General features: G+C 72.8%; 17 protein-coding genes. 6 read left to right on the forward strand and 11 right to left on the reverse strand.

What is annotated here, in order from left to right; genetic code table 11:
• Positions 1-25 precede the first annotated feature (25 nt).
• Together ACFY1E_RS30590 and ACFY1E_RS30595 are read right to left on the reverse strand one after the other, a co-directional pair.
• Positions 26-1795 carry an acyl-CoA dehydrogenase gene (locus tag ACFY1E_RS30590; protein WP_389081370.1) on the reverse strand — a complete coding sequence of 590 codons (1770 nt, stop codon included), beginning with the start codon at positions 1793-1795 and terminating at the stop codon, positions 26-28.
• Positions 1792-2757, reverse strand: a complete 966-nt coding sequence (locus tag ACFY1E_RS30595; RefSeq protein ID WP_389081373.1) for an SRPBCC family protein — start codon at positions 2755-2757, stop codon at positions 1792-1794. Before ACFY1E_RS30595 ends, ACFY1E_RS30590 begins: the two co-directional genes overlap by 4 nt.
• 439 nt (positions 2758-3196) lie before the next feature.
• Between ACFY1E_RS30595 and metK the strand changes: the two genes are divergently transcribed.
• The 6 genes from metK (at position 3197) to ACFY1E_RS30625 (ending at position 11403) form a co-directional block, all read left to right on the forward strand.
• Positions 3197-4417 (forward strand): methionine adenosyltransferase, encoded by a 1221-nt coding sequence (metK, locus tag ACFY1E_RS30600; protein ID WP_389081375.1) that lies wholly within the window; start codon positions 3197-3199, stop codon positions 4415-4417.
• 1 nt (position 4418) lies between these two features.
• A complete protein-coding gene (locus ACFY1E_RS30605) occupies positions 4419-5402 on the forward strand; it encodes a carbohydrate kinase family protein (RefSeq protein WP_389081378.1) in 984 nt (327 codons plus the stop codon).
• On the forward strand, positions 5399-8872 hold the full coding sequence (gene metH / locus ACFY1E_RS30610; protein ID WP_389081380.1) for a methionine synthase: 3474 nt from the start codon (positions 5399-5401) through the stop codon (positions 8870-8872). Before ACFY1E_RS30605 ends, metH begins: the two co-directional genes overlap by 4 nt.
• Positions 8869-9735 carry a methylenetetrahydrofolate reductase [NAD(P)H] gene (gene metF / locus ACFY1E_RS30615; protein WP_389081383.1) on the forward strand — a complete coding sequence of 289 codons (867 nt, stop codon included), beginning with the start codon at positions 8869-8871 and terminating at the stop codon, positions 9733-9735. Before metH ends, metF begins: the two co-directional genes overlap by 4 nt.
• Positions 9725-11176, forward strand: coding sequence for an adenosylhomocysteinase (gene ahcY / locus ACFY1E_RS30620; protein ID WP_389081385.1), 1452 nt, complete (start codon positions 9725-9727; stop codon positions 11174-11176). The genes metF and ahcY overlap by 11 nt, the downstream gene beginning before the upstream one ends.
• Before the next feature lie 65 nt (positions 11177-11241).
• Entirely contained in the window at positions 11242-11403 is a 162-nt protein-coding gene (locus ACFY1E_RS30625; RefSeq protein ID WP_389081387.1) for a hypothetical protein, read from the forward strand.
• Between the two features lie 102 nt (positions 11404-11505).
• Here ACFY1E_RS30625 and ACFY1E_RS30630 read toward each other — a convergent pair whose 3' ends face one another.
• From ACFY1E_RS30630 to ACFY1E_RS30670, 9 genes are all read right to left on the reverse strand, one after another.
• Positions 11506-11769, reverse strand: coding sequence for an acyl carrier protein (locus tag ACFY1E_RS30630; protein WP_389081390.1), 264 nt, complete (start codon positions 11767-11769; stop codon positions 11506-11508).
• A 74-nt stretch (positions 11770-11843) separates the two neighbouring features.
• Positions 11844-12698, reverse strand: coding sequence for a thioesterase II family protein (locus ACFY1E_RS30635; RefSeq protein ID WP_389081392.1), 855 nt, complete (start codon positions 12696-12698; stop codon positions 11844-11846).
• A 92-nt stretch (positions 12699-12790) separates the two neighbouring features.
• Entirely contained in the window at positions 12791-13612 is an 822-nt protein-coding gene (locus tag ACFY1E_RS30640; RefSeq protein ID WP_389081395.1) for a BTAD domain-containing putative transcriptional regulator, read from the reverse strand.
• A gap of 211 nt (positions 13613-13823) precedes the next feature.
• Positions 13824-14696 (reverse strand): BTAD domain-containing putative transcriptional regulator, encoded by an 873-nt coding sequence (locus ACFY1E_RS30645; RefSeq protein WP_389081397.1) that lies wholly within the window; start codon positions 14694-14696, stop codon positions 13824-13826.
• Positions 14697-14919: 223 nt separating this feature from the next.
• Positions 14920-15510: a ScbR family autoregulator-binding transcription factor gene (locus ACFY1E_RS30650; RefSeq protein WP_389081399.1), complete on the reverse strand. Its 591-nt coding sequence runs from the start codon at positions 15508-15510 to the stop codon at positions 14920-14922.
• Positions 15511-15738: 228 nt separating this feature from the next.
• Positions 15739-16401: a ScbR family autoregulator-binding transcription factor gene (locus tag ACFY1E_RS30655; RefSeq protein ID WP_389081402.1), complete on the reverse strand. Its 663-nt coding sequence runs from the start codon at positions 16399-16401 to the stop codon at positions 15739-15741.
• A gap of 387 nt (positions 16402-16788) precedes the next feature.
• Positions 16789-17559 (reverse strand): SDR family NAD(P)-dependent oxidoreductase, encoded by a 771-nt coding sequence (locus tag ACFY1E_RS30660; protein ID WP_389081404.1) that lies wholly within the window; start codon positions 17557-17559, stop codon positions 16789-16791.
• A complete protein-coding gene (locus ACFY1E_RS30665) occupies positions 17552-18295 on the reverse strand; it encodes an HAD family phosphatase (RefSeq protein WP_389081407.1) in 744 nt (247 codons plus the stop codon). Before ACFY1E_RS30665 ends, ACFY1E_RS30660 begins: the two co-directional genes overlap by 8 nt.
• A gap of 784 nt (positions 18296-19079) precedes the next feature.
• Entirely contained in the window at positions 19080-20321 is a 1242-nt protein-coding gene (locus tag ACFY1E_RS30670) for a cytochrome P450 (protein ID WP_389081409.1), read from the reverse strand.
• Positions 20322-20323: the final 2 nt, after the last annotated feature.

Genomic DNA, 20323 nt, shown 5'->3' on the forward strand with positions numbered 1-20323 from the left:
AGCGTGGCATGGGGGCGGGCGCCGCTCACAGGGTGAGTGCGGCCGCGTCGAGGTCGAGGCCGCGTCCCTCGAGGTGGCGCCGCAGCAGCTCGTCGAGGACGCCCGTGGTGCAGGTGGCGGGCAGGTCGGGCAGCGCGAGAGCGAGCCGGCGGCCGAGCCGGGACAGGGCGAGCAGCACCCAGCCGGGGTCGGCGAGGAACGGGTCGTCGCCGTCCTGGCCCTCCCAGACGGCCAGGACGGCGGCGGCCGCGGCGATCAGCCCGTAGCGGTCGCTCAGGGCGCAGGCCGCCGGGCCCGAGAGGGCCTCGCCGAACTGCCCGGGCAGCAGGGCGCACTGCTCGCGCAGCTGGCGCAGCTCCGTCAGGAACGCCTCGGCCAGCTGCGCCAGCAGGGCGATGCGGCCGCCGGCCCGGCGCGCGCGGCCCAGCCGTTCGGCGGTCCCGGTCAGTGCGGCGGCCAGGAAGTCCCCGCCGCCGGCGAAGGCCAGCGCCCCGTGGTCCAGCGGAGGCAGGTCGGCCCGGGGGCAAAACAGTTCGGCACCCGGCTCCTCCTCCACCAGCCAGGACTGCTGTGCCAGCGCGCCCAGTTGGGGAACGATGACGGCCTGGCAGGCGGCGGCGCCGTCGCGTCCCAGGCCGGCGGCCGGCAGGTCGCGCACCAGCTTGGCCAGGATGCCGGGCAGCAGGCCGCCCCCGCTGTGGGTGCCCAGGAGGGCGGACAGCTCCTCCAGTGCGTCGGTGAGCAGCGCGGGCACGGTGTAGGTGGCGGCCACCGTGGGCGCGTGGGCCCGGTCGGGCAGCAGGCCGACCGCGCGCAGGCACACCGTGGCCAGGGCGTCGCAGACGAGCAGGTCGGTGAAGACCCCGGCGAGCGGCCGGTGCCAGCGGCGGGCCGGCGGCCCGGTGCGGCCCTCGGTGGCACGGTGGACCGCGGCGCGCAGGACCGGGTCGAGGGCGGCGGTCGCGGCGCCGGCGACGAGGCAGCGGTTGACCTGGTTCATGCGCAGGGCCAGCTGGGCGCCGTCGCCGGGCCGGCCCACCAGGGCCTCGTCGCCCGCCGGGCAGCGGGTGAACCGCAGCCCGGAGAAGACGGCGCCGCGCATCCCCTCGGTCGCCACCCGCGGCAGCCGCTGCAGCGACGTGCCGGGCAGCCGTGCGCCCTCCAGCAGGAGGACCGAGTGGGTGCGCGGGCCGGTTTCGGCGGTGCGGGCGTGGACGACGTAGACGTCGGCGCGTGCCGCGTCGATGATGACGTCCTTGCCGCCGCTGACGAGCATGCCGGTGTCGTCGGCCGTGCGCCGGGCCGTGACCTCCTCGCGCCGGATGCCGCCGGCCGGGGCGAGCCCGGGGTGCACCACGGTGGCCCGCCCGCCGCCCAGCAGCAGCCGGGCCAGCGCCCGCTGCTGTGCGTCGGTGCCGGCCGCCCATACCGCGGAGGCGGCGAACAGCGAGGTGACACCGCCCGCGAAGCCGAGCGCCACATCGCGGCGGAAGACGGGGCGCAGCACCTTCATGAGCAGGTCGGCCCGGGTCAGGCCGCCGCCGTGGCGGGCGGGGACGAACTCGGCGGCCAGGCCCGCATCGGCGAGCAGCCTTTCCGCGGACAGCACGGGGCGGCGCCGGCGGTCGGCGGCCAGGAACGCGGCGAAGCCGTGGGCGCCGCCCGGGTCGTAGGGGTTGTCGAGCAGGGCGTCCAGGCGGGCGGCGCGGCGCAGCGCGGCCCTGCGCCCGTCCGAGGCGGCGGGCCGGGGGTCTGTGGCCTGCGGTGGGGCGGCGAGGTGCGGGGTGAGGGTCACGACGGGCCCGGCAGGCTGCTCGGGGTGAGCGGGCGGACGGCGTCCTCCGCGTGCCGCTTGGCGAGGCGGAGCAGGGCGGCGCTTTCCCGGCCGACGCGCTCGCGCACGTGCCGGCGGGCGTCGGCCAGGCCGGCGCTCTCTCCCAGCACCCGCACCACGTCGTGCTCGTCGAGCACCAGCCGGTGCCGCGCCCGCACCGTCACCCCGGTCGGGTCGGGCTCCACCGACCACTCCCCGGCCTGTCCCGAGACCAGCTCGGGCGGCTCGGTCACCTTGTAGACGATGACCCCGCCGTGCGTGAAGCACAGCCGCACGGCGACGGTGTGCCCGGCGCCGCCCGCCGGGCCCGGCGCGCACAGGGTCTGGATGCCGGGCACGTGCTCCACCAACTGCACGCCGGCCACACCGGGGACGGTGCCGGGCCGGGCGGCGGCCCCGTACAGGAAGCCGTAGACGAGCTCGGAGGGCCCCTCGATACGGACGGCGTCCTCGACGGTGACGACCAGCTCGTCCAGGTGAGCCCACCGCTCCGCCAGGCTCTTGAGGCTGGCCAGGTGGGCGCGGATGTTCGCGTCCCCGGTCGACTGAGCCGCGAGGCGGCCGCCGGGCAGCGAGAACTCCCGCTCCAGCGTCAACAGCGACCAACCGTCCGCCCTCTGCTCGACGTTCCAGAGGCCCCGCATGCTGTCCACGGCCGCGGAGGTCACCTCCTGGCAGAAGGAGATGCGCCGGGCACCGGGGTCGAGGGTGCGCCGGGTGATCCAGGAGGTGATCCGGCCCTGGGCACGCGCCCACATGCGCAGCCGCTGGGCGGGGCCCTCCCCGTCCAGCGGCTCCACATGCACGTTCGGGGCGAAGAACAGCGGCCAGCGCTCGGCGTCCGCGATGAGCCCGTAGACCACTCCGGCGGGAGCGGCCACCTCGATCCGATGCGATGTGCGGTGTACGGCCGGTACCGGCATCGGCGTTCACCCCCTTCTTTTCCCGTGTGTGACGACTGTGCGGCCGCCTGCTCGAAGTCCGGTCGAACCCGGGTGGACCACCGCTGGGGCCGCCGCCGGGGGCCCGGCACGCGCCCGCCCGCCGTGCGATGGCTGCGGCACAGGTGGGCGGCGCGGTCCGAGCGGCCGTGGTGCGTTCGGGCCGCCGGGTTCGAGCGTTCTTCCAGCGCCCGGCGAGCGGCTGGCGACCGGGAGCCGCCCGGACGCCGAGCATCCGCCCCGGCGGGGCGGGACCGGGGGGCGGAAAGGGGTGGTCGAGCTTGTTTCCACCCGCGCTCGGCGCAGGTGGCGTCGAATCGACACCACCTGCCTCCCGGGCATCCGGGGCGGCTCTTCTGGGCGGCATGGACATCTGGCGCACGGCTTCCCTCATCCGACCTGAAAGCGGAGGAAATTCGCCATGGGGCTTCTGTTCACCTCGGAGTCCGTGACCGAAGGTCACCCCGACAAGATCGCTGACCAGATCAGCGACACCATCCTCGACGCGCTGCTGCGCCAGGACCCGGCCTCCCGGGTCGCCGTGGAGACGCTGATCACCACCGGTCTGGTGCACGTGGCCGGCGAGGTGACCACCCAGGCCTACGCGGACATCGCGGCCCTCGTCCGCCACAAGATCCTCGAGATCGGCTACGACTCCTCGGCGAAGGGCTTCGACGGCGCCTCCTGCGGTGTCTCGGTGTCCATCGGCGCGCAGTCCCCCGACATCGCCCAGGGTGTCGACACCGCCTACGAGGCCCGCGTCGGGGGTGCCCGCCCAGGGGAGGAGGGGGACGAGCTGGACCGGCAGGGCGCGGGCGACCAGGGCCTGATGTTCGGGTACGCGACCGACGAGACGCCCACCCTGATGCCGCTGCCGATCTTCCTGGCGCACCGGCTGGCCAAGCGCCTGTCCGAGGTGCGCAAGAACGGCACCATCCCCTACCTGCGCCCGGACGGCAAGACGCAGGTCACCATCGAGTACGACGGCGACAAGGCTGTGCGCCTCGACACCGTCGTCGTCTCCTCGCAGCACGCCAGCGGCATCGACCTGGAGTCGCTGCTGACCCCCGACATCCGCGACTCGGTGGTCGAACCGGAGCTGCGGGCCCTGGCGCAGGACGGCATCAAGCTCGACACCGAGAACTACCGCCTGCTGGTCAACCCGACCGGCCGCTTCGAGACCGGCGGCCCGATGGGCGACGCCGGACTGACCGGCCGGAAGATCATCATCGACACGTACGGCGGTATGGCCCGCCACGGCGGTGGCGCCTTCTCCGGCAAGGACCCCTCCAAGGTGGACCGCTCCGCCGCGTACGCGATGCGCTGGGTGGCGAAGAACGTGGTCGCCGCGGGGCTGGCCTCCCGTTGCGAGGTGCAGGTGGCGTACGCGATCGGCAAGGCCGAGCCGGTCGGTCTGTTCGTGGAGACCTTCGGCACCGAGAAGGCCGATGTCGTAAAGATCCACAAGGCGATCGGCGAGGTCTTCGACCTGCGTCCGGCCGCGATCATCCGCGACCTGGACCTGCTGCGCCCCATCTACGCCCGGACGGCCGCCTACGGCCACTTCGGCCGTGAGCTGCCCGACTTCACCTGGGAGCGCACCGACCGGGCCGACGCGCTGCGCCGGGCCGCCGGGATCTGACATGCCGATCGCCGTCACCGGGTCCATCGCCACGGACCATCTCATGGTCTTCCCCGGCAGGTTCGCCGACCAGCTCATGGCCGGCCGGCTGGAGCGCGTCTCGCTGTCCTTCCTCGCCGACTCGCTGGACGTCCGGCGCGGCGGCGCCGCCGCCAACATCGCCTACGGCCTGGGCCAGTTGGGGCTGGCGCCGGTGCTGGTCGGTGCCGTGGGCAGCGACTTCGAGCCGCACCGGGTGCTGCTGGAGGAACAGGGCGTGGACACCGAGTCGGTGCGGGTGAGCCCCCATCTGCCCACCGCCCGCTTCGTGTGCACCACGGACGCCGACCAGAACCAGATCGCCACCTTCTACACCGGTGCGATGGCCGAGGCCCGGCACATCTGCCTCGCCCCCGTCCTCGCCCGTACCCGAGGACTCGACCTGGTCCTGGTGGCGCCCAACGACCCCGAGGCGATGCTGCGGCACACCCGCCAGTGCCACGCACTGGGCCTGCCCGTCGCCGCCGACCCCTCACAGCAGCTGGCCCGCCTCGACCGCGACCAGGTCCGCGCCCTGATCGACCGCTCCCGGATGCTGTTCACCAACGAGTACGAGTCGGTCCTCATCCAGGAGCGCAGCGGCTGGACACAGGAGCAGATCCTCCACCGCACCGGCCTGTGGATCACCACGCTCGGCGCGGCCGGCTCCCGCCTCCGGCAGGCGGGCCGCACCACCGTCGAGGTCCCGGCCGCCCCGCCCCGCCGTGTCGCCGACCCCACCGGCGTCGGCGACGCCTACCGGGCGGGCTTCCTGGCCGCCCTCGCCCGCGGGGCGCAGGCGCGGGACGCGGCCCGGCTCGGCAGCGTCAGTGCCGTTCTCGCCCTGGAGACGGTGGGCACCCAGGAACACACCCTGTCCCGCGCCGAGTTGCTGACCCGCCTCGAAGAGGCCTACGGCCGTACTGCGGCACACGCCCTCTCCTGCCGTCTGGTGGTGCGCTCATGACCGAGACCGCCCGTGTGTCCGCGCTGCGTGAGGCGCTCGCCACCCGTGTGGTGGTCGCCGACGGAGCGATGGGCACCATGCTGCAGGCGCAGGACCCCACGCTGGAGGACTTCCAGCAGCTGGAGGGCTGCAACGAGATCCTCAACGTCACCCGGCCGGACATCGTCCGCTCGGTCCACGAGGAGTACTTCGCGGCCGGCGTGGACTGCGTGGAGACCAACACCTTCGGTGCGAACCACACGGCCGCCTCGGAGTACGAGATCGCCGGCCGGGTGCACGAGCTGTCGCAGGCGGGGGCGCGGATCGCCCGTGAGGTGGCCGACGAGTGCGCGGCCCGCGACGGCCGGCAGCGTTGGGTGCTGGGGTCGATCGGCCCCGGCACCAAGCTGCCCACGCTGGGCCACGTGGCCTACGCGACGATCCGCGACGGCTACCAGCAGAACGCTGAGGGTCTGCTCGCGGGCGGTGCGGACGCGCTGCTCGTGGAGACCACCCAGGACCTGCTGCAGACCAGGGCCTCGGTGCTCGGTGCCCGCCGTGCCATGGAGGCGACGGGCACGGATGTGCCGCTGCTGGTGTCGATGGCGTTCGAGACGACCGGCACCATGCTGCTCGGCTCGGAGATCGGTGCCGCGCTCACCGCGCTGGAGCCGCTGGGCATCGACATGATCGGCCTGAACTGCTCGACCGGTCCGGCCGAGATGAGCGAGCACCTGCGCCATCTGGCCCGCCACTCGCGCATCCCGCTGCTGTGCATGCCGAACGCGGGCCTGCCGGTCCTCGGCAAGGACGGCGCGCACTTCCCGCTCGGCCCCACGGGCCTGGCGGACGCGCAGGAGACCTTCGTCCGGGAGTACGGGCTGTCCCTGGTCGGCGGCTGCTGCGGCACCACCCCCGAGCATCTGCGCCAGGTCGTCGAGCGGGTCCGCGGCCTGGCCCCCACCGGGCGCCATCCGCGGCCCGAGCCGGGCGCCGCCTCCCTCTACCAGAGTGTGCCGTTCCGGCAGGACACCTCGTACCTGGCGATCGGTGAGCGCACCAACGCCAACGGCTCCAAGAAGTTCCGTGAGGCCATGCTGGCCGGGCGGTGGGACGACTGTGTGGAGATGGCCCGCGACCAGATCCGCGAGGGCGCCCACATGCTGGACCTGTGCGTGGACTACGTCGGGCGGGACGGCGTGGCGGACATGCAGGAGCTGGCCGGCCGCTTCGCCACCGCCTCCACCCTGCCGATCGTGCTGGACTCCACCGAGGTCGACGTCATCCAGGCCGGCCTGGAGAAGCTCGGCGGGCGCGCGGTCATCAACTCCGTCAACTACGAGGACGGCGACGGCCCCGAATCCCGCTTCGCGAAGGTCACCCGGCTCGCGCGCGAGCACGGGGCGGCGCTGATCGCGCTGACCATCGACGAGGAGGGCCAGGCCCGCACCCCCGAGAAGAAGGTCGCCATCGCCGAGCGGCTGATCGAGGACCTGACGGGGAACTGGGGCATCCGGGAGTCGGACATTCTCATCGACACCCTGACCTTCACGATCTGCACCGGTCAGGAGGAGTCCCGCAGGGACGGCATCGCCACCATCGAGGCGATCCGCGAGCTCAAGCGCCGCCACCCCGACGTGCAGACCACGCTGGGCCTGTCGAACATCTCCTTCGGACTGAACCCGGCCGCGCGGATCCTGCTCAACTCGGTCTTCCTGGACGAGTGCGTCAAGGCGGGTCTGGACTCGGCGATCGTGCACGCCTCGAAGATCCTGCCGATCGCCCGGTTCTCCGAGGAGGAGGTCACCACCGCCCTGGACCTCATCTACGACCGGCGCGCCGAGGGTTATGACCCGCTGCAGAAGCTGATGGCCCTGTTCGAGGGGGCGACGGCGAAGTCGCTGAAGGCGGGCAAGGCGGAGGAGCTGGCCGCGCTGCCGCTGGAGGAGCGGCTCAAGCGGCGCATCATCGACGGTGAGCGCAACGGCCTGGAGGCCGACCTGGACGAGGCCCTGCAGACCCGCAAGGCCCTGGACATCGTCAACGAGACGCTGCTGGACGGCATGAAGGTCGTCGGTGAGCTGTTCGGCTCGGGGCAGATGCAGCTGCCGTTCGTGCTGCAGTCCGCGGAGGTCATGAAGACCGCGGTGGCCCATCTGGAACCGCACATGGAGAAGGTCGAGGGCGACGAGGCCGGCAAGGGCACCATCGTGCTGGCCACCGTGCGCGGGGACGTGCACGACATCGGCAAGAACCTGGTCGACATCATCCTGTCCAACAACGGCTACACCGTGGTCAACCTCGGCATCAAGCAGCCGGTCTCCGCGATCCTGGAGGCCGCCGCCGAGCACAAGGCCGACGTCATCGGCATGTCCGGGCTGCTGGTCAAGTCCACGGTGATCATGAAGGAGAACCTGGAGGAGCTCAACCAGCGCGGCCTGGCGGCCGACTACCCGGTCATCCTCGGCGGCGCCGCGCTCACCCGCGCCTATGTCGAGCAGGACCTGCACGAGATCTACCAGGGCGAGGTCCGCTACGCCCGCGACGCGTTCGAGGGCCTGCGGCTGATGGACGCGCTGATCGGCGTCAAGCGCGGCGTGCCCGGCGCGAAACTGCCCGAGCTCAAGCAGCGCCGGGTGCGCGCCCGGCCGGCGGTCGAGGTGGAGGAGCGCCCGCAGGAGGGGCACGTGCGTTCCGGCGTCGCCACCGACAACCCCGTCCCCACCCCGCCGTTCTGGGGCGCCCGCGTCATCAAGGGCATCCCGCTCAAGGAGTACGCGTCCTGGCTGGATGAGACGGCTCTCTTCCGCGGGCAGTGGGGCCTGACCAAGGACCTGGTCGCGACGGAGGGCCGGCCGCGGCTGCGCGGTCTGCTGGACCGGCTGCAGACCGGCAACCTGCTGGAGGCGGGCGTGGTGTACGGCTACTTCCCGTGCGTCTCCAAGAACGACGACCTGATCATCCTGGACGAGCAGGGCAACGAACGCACCCGCTTCACCTTCCCCCGCCAGCGCCGCGGCCGCCGGCTGTGCCTGGCCGACTTCTTCCGCCCCAAGGAGTCCGGCCACAGGGACGTCGTCGGCCTGCAGGTCGTCACCGTCGGCTCCCGCATCGGTCAGGAGACCGCCCGTCTCTTCGAGGCCGACGCCTACCGCGACTACCTCGAACTGCACGGCCTGTCGGTGCAGCTGGCGGAGGCGCTCGCCGAGTACTGGCACGCCCGGGTGCGCTGCGAACTCGGCATCGCGGGCGAGGAGCCCGAGGCGCTGGAGGGCATGTTCCGTACCGAGTACCAGGGCTGCCGCTACTCGCTGGGCTACCCGGCCTGCCCCGACCTGGAGGACCGCGCCAAGATCGCCGGCCTGCTCCGGCCCGAGCGCATCGGCGTCCACCTGTCCGAGGAGTTCCAGCTGCACCCGGAGCAGTCCACCGACGCCCTCGTGCTCCACCACCCGGAGGCGGGTTACTTCAACGCCGGAGGCCGCGCATGACGGCCCGGCCCACGTTCTCCTTCGAGTTCTTCCCGCCGAAGTCGGCGGCCGGGGAGCGCACCCTGTGGCAGGCGATACGCCGCCTCGAGCCGCTGCGGCCGGACTTCGTCTCCGTCACCTACGGCGCGGGAGGCTCCTCCCGGGGCCGCACCATCGAGGTCACGCGGCGCATCGCGGCCGAGACGACCCTGCGTCCCGTCGCCCACCTCACCGCCGTCGGCCACTCGGTGGCCGAGCTGCGGCACATCATCGGCGCGTACGCGGACGCGGGCATCCGGGACGTCCTGGCCCTGCGCGGCGATCCGCCCGGCGACCCCCAAGGGCCCTGGGTGGCGCACCCGGACGGCGTGAGGCACGCCCGTCAGCTGGTCGAGCTGGTGCGCTCGCTGGGCACCTTCACCATCGGCGTGGCGGCCTTCCCGGAGCGGCATCCACGCTCGTCCGACTGGGACGGGGAGATCCGGCATTTCGTGGCCAAGTGCCGGGCGGGCGCCGACTACGCCATCACCCAGATGTTCTTCCACGTCGAGGACTACCTGCGGCTGCGGGACCGGGTGGCGGCCGCCGGCTGCGACATCCCGATCATCCCGGAGATCATGCCGGCCACCGACGTGCGCCAGATCCGCCGGTTCGCCGAGCTGAGCGGTGCGGCCTTCCCCCAAGACCTCGCCCACCGGCTGGAAGCGGCCCGAAACGACCCGGCGGCGGGCCATCACATCGGCGTGGAGTACGCCACCGCCATGGCCGAGCGGCTGCTCGCCGAGGGCGCGCCCGGCCTGCACTACATCACCCTGAACAGGTCCACCGCGGCCCTGGACATCCACCGTAACGTCATGAGCGCAAGGAGCTGTCGTGTCAGCTGAGTTCACGGATTTCAAGGTCGCCGACCTGTCCCTGGCCGGCTTCGGCCGCAAGGAGATCACCCTCGCCGAGCACGAGATGCCCGGCCTGATGGCGATCCGCAAACAGTACGCCGAGACCCAGCCGCTGGCCGGCGCCCGTGTCACCGGCTCCCTGCACATGACCGTGCAGACCGCCGTGCTCATCGAGACCCTGGTCGCGCTCGGCGCCCGGGTCCGCTGGGCCTCGTGCAACATCTTCTCCACCCAGGACCACGCCGCAGCGGCCGTCGCCGTCGGCCCGAACGGCACGCCCGAGAACCCGCAGGGCGTCCCGGTCTTCGCCTGGAAGGGCGAGACCCTGGGCGAGTACTGGTGGTGCACGGAGCAGGCGCTGACCTGGCCGGACAGCCCCACCGGCGGCCCCAACATGATCCTCGACGACGGCGGGGATGCCACCCTCCTCGTCCACAAGGGCGTCGAGTACGAGAAGGACGGCAAGGTCCCCTCCGTGGACACCGCCGAGTCCGACGAGCACCGCGTCATCCTCGAACTCCTGCACCGCACCATCACCAACGGCTCGCAGAAGTGGACCCAGCTCGCCTCCGAGATCCGCGGCGTGACCGAGGAGACCACCACCGGCGTCCACCGCCTGTACGAGATGCAGCGCGACGGCGTCCTGCTGTTCCCGGCGATCAACGTCAACGACGCCGTCACCAAGTCGAAGTTCGACAACAAGTACGGCTGCCGGCACTCCCTGATCGACGGCATCAACCGCGCCACCGACGTCCTGATCGGCGGCAAGACCGCGGTCGTGTGCGGCTACGGGGATGTGGGCAAGGGCTGCGCGGAGTCCCTGCGCGGACAGGGCGCCCGCGTCATCGTCACCGAGATCGACCCGATCTGCGCACTGCAGGCGGCGATGGACGGCTACCAGGTCACCACGCTGGACGAGGTCGTCGAGACGGCCGACATCTTCATCACCACGACCGGCAACAAGGACATCATCATGGCCGGCGACATGGCCAAGATGAAGCACCAGGCGATCGTCGGGAACATCGGTCACTTCGACAACGAGATCGACATGGCCAGCCTCGCCCGGATCCCCGGCATCGTCAAGGACGAGGTCAAGCCGCAGGTCCACACCTGGACCTTCCCCGACGGCAAGGTGATCATCGTGCTGTCCGAGGGCCGCCTGCTGAACCTGGGCAACGCCACCGGCCACCCCTCGTTCGTGATGTCCAACTCCTTCGCGGACCAGACCCTGGCCCAGATCGAGCTGTTCACCCGGCAGTCCCAGTACCCGACCGGCGTGTACACGCTGCCCAAGCACCTCGACGAGAAGGTCGCCCGTCTCCACCTGGACGCGCTCGGCGTGCAGCTGACCACGCTCCGCCCGGAGCAGGCCGCCTACCTCGGCGTCGCCGTCGAGGGCCCCTACAAGCCGGACCACTACCGCTACTGACACGCGCCGGCGCGGCGCGGGGCGGCGGCGGCCGGCCCGGGCCGGTGCCGAAGAAGGAGGACAGCGTGGACGATATCCCTCTCGAAGGCCGCGAGGAGCACCTCCGCCTCGCCGCCTCGCGGCACGCCCTGCCGGTGGGTGCGGTGCTCGCTCCGCCGCTGCTGCTGGCGGGGGCGGACGAGGACGACGACGCCGTGGACGGGCACATCGTCCGCGGCATCGACTGACCCGGGCGGCCGGCAGGCATCAGCACGGGCGACACCCGTGGGGGCGGTCCGGGAAGGGACCGCCCCCACGGGTGTTGAGGTGGGGCATCGGGGGATGTGGGGTCAGGCCGCCCGGGAGGAGGCGAGGACCTGGTTGACGACCTGAAGGTACTGGCGCGGGGTCTGGGCCTCTTCCAGTGCCTCCTCGTCGAGGGTGACCTCGTAGTCGCGCTCGATGGCACCGGTGACCTGCAGCAGCGCCAGCGAGTCGTAGTTGAGCTCGTCGAACGGCACGTCCAGCACATCGCCGTCCAGGTCGAAGGTGTCGCTGTCACCGGCGTTGGTGCGCAGGAGAACGACCAGGTCCTTTATGTGGAGGGGTTGCATGGTGGTGACTCTCTTTCTTCTCGTGCCGGACACTGTCAGCGGTGAATGGGATCAGTGCAGGGGCCCGGGCCGGGTCACCCGGCCGGGACGGCTCGCCGGCCCGGCCCCCGGGGACCGCGCTGCGGCGCTGCCGGTGCGGCCCGCCCGTCCTTGACGGGGGCGGTGGCCAGCCGCCGTACGACGCGGCCGGCCCGGCCGATGAGCCGGGGCAGCGCGTCACCTCGTACGAAGAAGTGGTCACCGGCCACGGTGCGGGTCACCACCGGGCCGGCGGACCATCTGCGCCAGCCGGCGACCATGTCGGGCGGTGCCAGCGGGTCGCGGTCGCCCGCGACGGCCAGCAGCGGCACCGGCACCCGGCCGGTGCCGGCCGGGCTGCGGGCGAACGTGCGCAGCGCGTGCGCCAGGCGCAGGTCGTCGCGCAGCACCGGCAGCGCCGCCCGGTGCCAGTACCCGTTTGGTCCGGCCCTTTCGGGGACGGCCCCCAGGGCGTGGAGCCGCTCCAGCAGCCCCTCCTCGGCGGTGCAGGCGTCGGCCAGTTCGCTGGGCTCGTCCGGCGGCGGGCAGGCCCCCAGGGCGAGCAGCGCGGGAAGCGGGCGGTGCTGTTCGTCAAGGGCCTGGGTGAGGGTGTGGGCCACCATGGCCCCCAGGCTGTGCCCGTAGAGGATGAACGGCTGGCCGGGCTCGGGCCTGACCTGGTCGAGGAGTTCGGCCACGAGTGCCGCCCGGTGGGTCAGGCGCGCCTCGCGGCGCCGGCGCTCACGGCCCGGCAGCAAAACGGGCACGGTCTCCACGTCGGGACCCAGGCTGCGGGCCCAGCCGTGGAAGGCGGAGACCCCGGCCCCCGCGTGTGCGAAGCAGTACACCCGTACGGGCGGCACCGTGCCGGCCCTGCCCGCCGTGTCCGCCGTGTCCGCCGTTTCTGCCATGTCCGCCCTTCCCTGGCCCCTGGTGTGGTGCCCCACCAGGCTTGCCGACGGTGCTAGAGGCGGGCTCGAAACGCCGCGGGCGGCCGCTGCCGTCAGGAGGCGTACAGGTCGAAGGTCGAGCCGCGGCGGGTGCCCGCGGCCACGTCGAGCGCGGGGTCGACGGCGAGCATGGCCTGGTGCAGGCGCTGCAGCTGCGGGGAGGGTTCCACGCCCAGCTCCTCGATGAGCCGGATGCGCAGCTGCCGGTAGACGTCGAGTGCCGCGGCCTGCCGGCCCGACCGGTACAGGGCCACCATGGCCTGGGAGTGCAGGCCCTCGTGCTGCGGGTGACGGACGATGAGGTCCTTGAGCTCGGCGAGCAGTTGGGTGTGCCTGCCCAGCCGCAGGTCGGCGTCGATGCGCCGTTCCACGGTGACCAGTCTGCTCTCCTCCAGACGCAGGGTCTCGATGGACAGAATGGAACCGACGCGTACGTCGACCAGGGCCGGGCCCTGCCACATCTCCAGCGCCTGGCGCAGCGTCTGGGCGGCGCGGGCGTCGTCACCGGCCTCGAAGGCCGCCCGTCCCGCCCCCACCAGCCGCTCGTAGACGTGGGCGTCCACGCTGTCCTGCGGGATCTGCAGCAGGTAGCCGCCGTGCCGGGTGGCCAGCACCTCCTTGGCGCTGCGCGGCGCGTCGGGCCCCATCGCGGTGCCCAGCCGCCGGCGCAGCTGCAGGATGTAGGTCTGCAGGGTGGTCAGGGCGCTGACCGGGGGGTCGGCTCCCCAGATCTCCTCCATCAGGGTCGGCACGGGCATGACCCGGCCGGGATACAGCGCGAGCAGCGAAAGGATCTGGCGGGGTTTGCTCGCCGTCGGCACCACCGGCACACCGCCGATCTCGGCGTGCAGCGGGCCCAGTACCTGGATCATCATGGTTTCGTCTCCCCCTCTGTGGCGTCTTCTTCTCCTCGACTGCGTGTTCGAGGCGGGTGCGCCTGACTGGCACCGTAACGGCCGAAAACCGTGGGCGCCCGCTTCCTTGAGCCCCCGTCGAGCAGGCCTGCACCCCTTTCGCTGCGGCGCTGTTGCGGCGCTGTGGGGGTGCTGTGGCGGGGCTCGGGCGGCCTGCGCGTGCGGGGCGGCTTCAGCCTGCCGCCGGCGCCAGCCGGGGCGCCTGGTCGGGGGTGCCGGCCGCCTGTTCCGGGCCGGCCAGCAGGATGGAACGCTGCAGGCGGCGCAGTGCCACGGAGGGCTCGATGCCCAGTTCCCGCACGAGCGTGGTGCGCAGCCTGCGGTACACCTCGAGCGCCTCGCTGCGCCGCCCCGAGCGCTGCAGCGCCAGCATGAACTGGGCGTGCAGGTTCTCGTGGGTGGCGTACTGGCTGACCAGAACGGTCAGTTCGGCAAGCAGCTCGCGGTGCCGGCCCAGCCGCAGGTCCGCCTCGATGCGCTGGTCGAGCGCGCACAGCCGGCTCTCCTTCAGGCGCCTGGACTCGATGTCCAGCTGGGAGCCCGCCTGGACGTCGGCGAAGGGGGTGCCGCTGAACAGGCCGAGGGCCTCGCGCAGCAGCCGCGCGGCCCGCGGGTGGTCACCGGCGTCCATCGCCCGGTAGCCCAGACCGGCCAGCCGCTCGAACTCACGCACATCACTGCTCCCGCCCCGGGTCTCCAGGCGGTACCCGCCCGGGCAGGTCACCAGGACGTCCTTGGCGGACACTCCCCCGGCCGCCTCCCCGGCCGCCTCCCCGGCCGCGTCCCCGGCGGCGTGCCCGGCGGCGTTCTGGGCGAGGGCGGCGGTGATGAGCTCGCGCAGCTGCAGCACGTAGGTCTGCAAGGTGGTGCGTGCGCTGCGCGGCGGACGCTCCGCCCACAGCTCCTTGACCAGCGCGGAAACGGGCACGACCTGGTCGGCGTGGAGCGCCAGCAGCGCCAGCACCTGCCGCGCCTTCGGTGCCGTGGGGGTGATGGAGACGCCGCCTTCCCTCACCCCGAGAGCGCCCAGTACCTGAATGTCCACGCCAGTCCCCCTGTCGTCGCCGTCGGCGCAGTGACTCTCGCCTGTAGAGCGGGTAGGTCAACGATTGAAAAACAATCCAGACGGTTTGTCAATATCAAACCATCTGGACTGTTTATTTTCGGTTCCGGTGCCGGTACCGGCGGTTAAGTCCCTATGTGTCCGCTGTGCGGGAACGCCGGGGGCGGCGGGGGCGCGGGGGGAAACCGGCAGGGCCCGGCTGTTTTCAGGAGTCCTGCCGGGCCGGCGGCCCGGACAGCAGCACGCTGAACACCTGGTCCACCCGGGCCGCGGACCGCCAGGTCTCGTCGGAGGCGGCCAGCACGCGCAGGCCGGCCGTCGCGGCGACGACGGTGGTGGTCATCGCGCGCGAGGTGACCCCCTCGGCCAGCTCGCCGTCCCGCTCGGCCTGCCGCAGCACCTCGCCGACCCAGGCCTGCCAGCGCCGGGAGAAGGCGCGGCTCCCCTTGCGCGTGAGGTCGCCGTCCATCCGGAAGCCGGCCCGCACGACCGCGTCGCCGGCCATGCAGGCCATCAGGCGGCGCATCACGTCGGCCAGCAGCTCCAGCCGGGTCAGGCCCGGCCGCAGCTGCGCGGCGTCGATGATGCGCCCCACCGCGCGGGCCGCCTCGTCCTCCACCGCGCGGGCCAGGGCGTCCTTGCTCTCGAAGTGGAAGTGCAGGGCCCCCTTGCTCACGCCGGCCCGCTCGCTGATCACCGGGAGGGACGCAAGGACGTACCCCTCGCCGGCGAAGGTCTCCGCCGCCGCCTGGATCAGCGCCCGGCGGGTGCGGGCGGCACGCTCCTGCTTGACCATCCGGTCCTCCCTCTGGTCGGTCCGGGGAGCCGCCCCCTGCGGCGGCCCCCTGCTCACCCCGTCGCGCCTCGGCGGGGCACGCGGCAGGGCGGCCCCCACCCTATCAAACCGCACGGGTGGTTTGTTTCTTGTTCCGGGTGGTGCGCTGCAGGGGCGGACGGGGAGGTGACGGCTACCCGCGTGCCGGCGGGGGGCCTGCGGCCTTGCGCGGCGGCGGTAGCGGGCGGGTCACTGGCCGGCGCCGGCCAGGGCCGCGGCCTGCTCGCGCACCTCGGCGATGACCCGGGCCCCCCGGTCGGGGGCCGTGTCGAGCCGGACCAGGACGGCCGGTGCGGTGACGGCGGGCAGCATGTGGTTGAACAGCGCCGACATGCGCGCCTCCAGGTCCGCCCAGCCGGCCATCGCCTGCGAGACGTACTGCACGCCGATCCAGGCGCCCAGGAAGACCTGCGCGGTCTCCTCGGGCACCACGTGCGGGAGCACCTCGCCGCGCTCCTTGCCCTCGGCCAGGAAGGACGTGGTGACCTGGGCCCAGGCGGGCCAGGCACTGCCGACCACGTCACGGCTTTGCAGATCCGCGGACAGGCGCACGCCCGCGAGCAGCATCGGCTCCCTGGGCAGGCGCCTGGCCAGCGTCATGCCCGCGTCCACCCACTCCTGCAGTTTCAGCTCCCGGGGCACGTGGTAGTCGTTGCTGACCTGTGCCTGCAGCACCCCCCGGGCGAGGGCCACCTTGGAGTCGAAATGGAAGTACAGGGCGCCCTTGGTGACCCCGGCGCGGTGGAGGATCTCGCCGATCGTGGCGGCCGCGTACCCACGCTCCGCGAAGACCGCCGCGGCAGCCTCCAGAACAGCGCGCCGGGTCCGGACAGCTCGTTCCTGCTGCGCCATGGACCCTCCTCAAGCTGAAAATTAAACCAAACAGCTCGTACCTTACCGCATGCCGCAGCAAAAAGAAGCAGCGCGGTCCGTTTGATGCCGGGCCCATGCAGGGCGCGGCAGGGCGCGGCGGACCGCAGGGGTGCGGGACCGCGGGGTGCGGACCGGAGGGGTGCGGACCGGAGGGGTGCGGGACGCAGGGGTGCGGGGCTGCTGGGTGCGGGGCGGCGGGGCCGGCCGTCCCGCACCCCCCGGGGCCGGCGCGGCGGGGGCCGGGGCGGGGCCGGGTCACCAGGCGGTGCGGCCTCCGTCCACGGCCCGCAGCGCGGTCCGTTCGGTGCGGGACCAGGCAGGGCGCGGCAGCCGCAGGGGGCGGGACGGCGGCGGCCCAGGGCCGGGTCACCAGGCGGTGCGGCCTCCGTCCACGGGCAGGGTCGCGCCGGTGACGAAGGAGGCGGCGTCGCTGCACAGCCAGGCGGCCGCTTCGGCGACCTCCCCGGGATCGGCCGCGCGCCGCTGCGGCGCCGACTGCAGGGCCCGCTGCTGCGCCTGGGGGTGGCGGGCGAACCACTCCTCGACCATCTCGGAGCGGGCCAGCCCCGGCGCGATCGCGTTGACCCGGATGCCGTGGGCGGCGTACTCGACCGCGGCCGCCTTCGTCAGGCCGATGACGGCATGCTTGGAGGCGATGTACGGTGCGGCCACCGAGGAGGCGATGAGCCCGCCGACGCTGCTGGTGTTGACGATCGCGCCGCCCCCGCAGGTGAGCATCGCGGCGATCTCGTGGCGCAGGCAGTTGAACACGCCCCGCACGTTGGTGGCCATGACCTGCTCGTAGGCGAGGTCGTCGATCAGGTGCAGGGGCGTCTTCTCGATCGCGGTCCCGGCGTTGTTGAACGCCGCATCCAGCCTGCCGTAGCGGTCCATGGCGTGCTCCACCAGCATGCGGGCGTCTTCGCTGCGCGAGACGTCGGCGACGACGTGGGTGACCGTCGCGCCCTGCCCGCGCAGGCGGCCGGCCAGCTCACGCAGCCGGTGCTCGCGGCGTGCCGAGAGCACCAGACGGGCGCCGTGGCGGGCGAAGACACCCGCTGCGGCCGCACCGATCCCGCTGCTGGCCCCGGTGATGACCACGACCTTGTCCTTCAGCGGGACGGCGGTCTCAGACACGCTCCGCCCCCGCCCGGCCCAGCGCCGCCCCCCGCCCGCCCACCGGACCGAAGACGCCCGCCGCCGCCTCGCCGTCCACCCGCCGCAGCAGCCCCTCGTCGATCTCCTGCAGGCTGCGCACCACATGCCGGACGCCCGCCCGCCGCATGAGCGCGTGCTGGTGCCCGTGCTCGAAGTCGCCGGGACGGCCGATGAAGGGCACACCCAGCCGGCCCGCGGCCTGTGCGACCCGGGCCACGTCGTCGATGAACAGCACCCGGTCGTAGGGCAGCCGGAAGACCTCCCGGGTGATCTCCCGGATGCCGGGACGGAAACGGTCGGTGCACACATAGCCCGGGCCGTCGAAGAAGTGCGCCAGATGGCCCAGATGCCGCTCGAAGTGCGCCCGCTCCAGCCCGCCGTAACACACCATCCGCAGCCCGAGCCCCCTCAAGCGGGCCAGCAGACCGGCCGCACCCGGAAGGACCTGCACCGGGGTATGGGCGAGATAGCGCTCACGCTCGCGCAGGTAACGCTCCAGCAGCTCCCCGGGGCTCAGCGTCACCTTCGCGGCCTCGGCGAACACCCGCGCAGCCACCAGCTGGGACTGGGAGAACAGCCCGTACTCGACCTCGGCGGTGTACTCACCGCCGTGCTCGAGCACCATCTGCCGGATGACAGGACTGAAGGTGTCATTCAGCAGAACACCGTCGATGTTCACCGCGGCAAGACGAAGATGGGACAGAGCAGCAGGCATATCGGTCTCCTCCAGGAAGGCACAACGCACGGCCGGACAACGGGGCCAGGACCACGGGAAGCCCGCAGCGGCCACTGCAGACGAAACACTCCAGCCGGCACAGCCACCCGGCCGGCACCACCCACGACGCAACTCACCGCCGGACAGCGGAAGTCAGGACCACGAGAAGCCCGCGGCAGCCACTGCAGACGAAACACTCCAGCCGGCACAGCCACCCGGCCGGCACCACCCACCGCACAACTCACCGCAGGACAGCGGAAGCCAGGACCACAGGAAGCCCGCGGCAGCCACTGCAGACGAAACACTCCAGCCGGCACAGCCACCCGGCCGGCACCACCCACCGCACAACTCACCGCCGGGCCCCGGGAGTCAGGACCACCCAAAGCTCGCGGCGGCCACTGCAGACGAAACACTCCAGCCGGCGCAGCCGCCCGGCCGGCACCACCCACCGCGCGGCTCACTGCGGGGCTGCGGGGGTGAGGACCACGGGAAGCCCGCGGTGACCGCTGGAGATGAAACACTCCAGCCGGTGCAGCCGTGCGGCCGGCACCGCCCACCGCGCGACTCACGGCGGGGCTGCGGGGGTGAGGACCACGGGAAGCCCGCGGTGGCCGCTGCAGATGAAACACTCGAGCCGGCGCAGCCGTCCGGCCGGCACCGCCCACGGTGCGGCTCACCGCAGGACAGCGGAAGTCAGGACCACCCAAAGCTCGCGGTGGCCGCTGCAGATGAAGGACTCCGGCGGGCGCAGCCGTGCGGCCGGCCGCACCGCCCACGGTGCGGCTCACTGCGGGGCTGCGGGGGTGAGGACCACGGGAAGCTCGCGGTGGCCGCTGGAGATGAAGGACTCCAGCGGGCGCAGTTCCTGGGCGGGCACCGCGAGGCGCAGGTGCGGGAAGCGGGTGAAGAGGGCCGCCAGGGCCGTGGTCGCCTCCAGCATCGCCAGGGGCCGGCCCAGGCAGTGGTGCACCCCGTGCCCGAAGGCCAGATGGTCCCGGCTGGTGGGGCGGGTGGCGTCGAAGCGGTCCGCGTCCGGGCCGTGCCGCTCAGGGTCGCGGCCGGCGGCCGCCAGCGACATCACGATCGCCTCGCCCCGGGCGATGCGCAGGCCGCCCACGTCGATGTCGTCGACCGCGAAGCGCAGCGGGATGGTGGCGACCGGCGCCATGCAGCGCAGGGTCTCGTCCACCACCGCTTCCCAGGACACCTCGCCCCGCTGGGCCAGGCCCAGTTGGCCGGGGTGGCTGAGCAGGGCACAGACCGCCTGGTCCAGGAGGTTGACGGTGGTCTCGTGACCGGCGCCGATGATCAGCAGCAGGGTGTCGAGGAGTTCCTTCTCGCTCAGCCCCGAGCCCTCCTCGTCGCGCACCGCGATCAGCTCGCTCGTCATGTCCGCTCCCGGCCGGCGCCGTTTGCCCGCCACCAGGCCCGACAGCAGCGCATACAGCTCCGCCTGGTTGGCCTGCGCCGCCTGCGGGGTGGTCGTGGTGGTGAACAGGACGTCGACCACCCGGTGCAGGTCCGGCCAGCCGGCCCGCTCCAGGCCCAGCACCTCGGAGATGACCTGGATGGGCAGCGCGAAACAGAACTCTTTGCGCAGGTCGACGACCTGACCCGGCGGCACCTGCGCCAGATGCTCGGTCAGCTCGCCGACGATCTGCGTGATCCTCCCCTTCAGCAGGGCGGTGCGCCGCCCGGTGAAGGCCGGGGCCACCAGCCGGCGCAGCCGCCGGTGCTCCTCGCCGTAGGCGGTGAGCATGTTCCGCACCGACACCCACATGGCCAGCGGCCAGGAGCCGTCGACCTCCCCGCTCCTCCAGGCCGGCCAATGTTGGTAGGCGTCCTTGGACACCCGCGGATCGGCCATCAGACGCTGGACGAGCGCGTGCCGGGTGATCGCCCAGGCCCGCACCCCGCCCGGCAGCTCGACCAGGACGGCCGCACCCCGCGCTCTCAGACAGGCACCCTCGCCATGAACATCCCGACCCGTGGGGTCCAGGACAGCAGGCACGGTTGGTTCTTCCATCA

Origin of the sequence: Streptomyces sp. NPDC001604 (assembly GCF_042893475.1) — a bacterium.
Classification (GTDB): domain Bacteria; phylum Actinomycetota; class Actinomycetes; order Streptomycetales; family Streptomycetaceae; genus Streptomyces.

What these genes read in the sequence shown, in the direction of transcription:
- ACFY1E_RS30595 (WP_389081373.1), bottom strand. Translation starts at nt 2,757, where the DNA reads ATGCCGGTACCGGCCGTACACCGCACATCGCATCGGATCGAGGTGGCC.
- metK (WP_389081375.1), top strand. Translation starts at nt 3,197, where the DNA reads ATGGGGCTTCTGTTCACCTCGGAGTCCGTGACCGAAGGTCACCCCGAC.
- ACFY1E_RS30605 (WP_389081378.1), top strand. Translation starts at nt 4,419, where the DNA reads ATGCCGATCGCCGTCACCGGGTCCATCGCCACGGACCATCTCATGGTC.
- metH (WP_389081380.1), top strand. Translation starts at nt 5,399, where the DNA reads ATGACCGAGACCGCCCGTGTGTCCGCGCTGCGTGAGGCGCTCGCCACC.
- metF (WP_389081383.1), top strand. Translation starts at nt 8,869, where the DNA reads ATGACGGCCCGGCCCACGTTCTCCTTCGAGTTCTTCCCGCCGAAGTCG.
- ACFY1E_RS30630 (WP_389081390.1), bottom strand. Translation starts at nt 11,769, where the DNA reads ATGCAACCCCTCCACATAAAGGACCTGGTCGTTCTCCTGCGCACCAAC.
- ACFY1E_RS30635 (WP_389081392.1), bottom strand. Translation starts at nt 12,698, where the DNA reads ATGGCAGAAACGGCGGACACGGCGGACACGGCGGGCAGGGCCGGCACG.
- ACFY1E_RS30640 (WP_389081395.1), bottom strand. Translation starts at nt 13,612, where the DNA reads ATGATGATCCAGGTACTGGGCCCGCTGCACGCCGAGATCGGCGGTGTG.
- ACFY1E_RS30650 (WP_389081399.1), bottom strand. Translation starts at nt 15,510, where the DNA reads ATGGTCAAGCAGGAGCGTGCCGCCCGCACCCGCCGGGCGCTGATCCAG.
- ACFY1E_RS30655 (WP_389081402.1), bottom strand. Translation starts at nt 16,401, where the DNA reads ATGGCGCAGCAGGAACGAGCTGTCCGGACCCGGCGCGCTGTTCTGGAG.
- ACFY1E_RS30665 (WP_389081407.1), bottom strand. Translation starts at nt 18,295, where the DNA reads ATGCCTGCTGCTCTGTCCCATCTTCGTCTTGCCGCGGTGAACATCGAC.
- ACFY1E_RS30670 (WP_389081409.1), bottom strand. Translation starts at nt 20,321, where the DNA reads ATGGAAGAACCAACCGTGCCTGCTGTCCTGGACCCCACGGGTCGGGAT.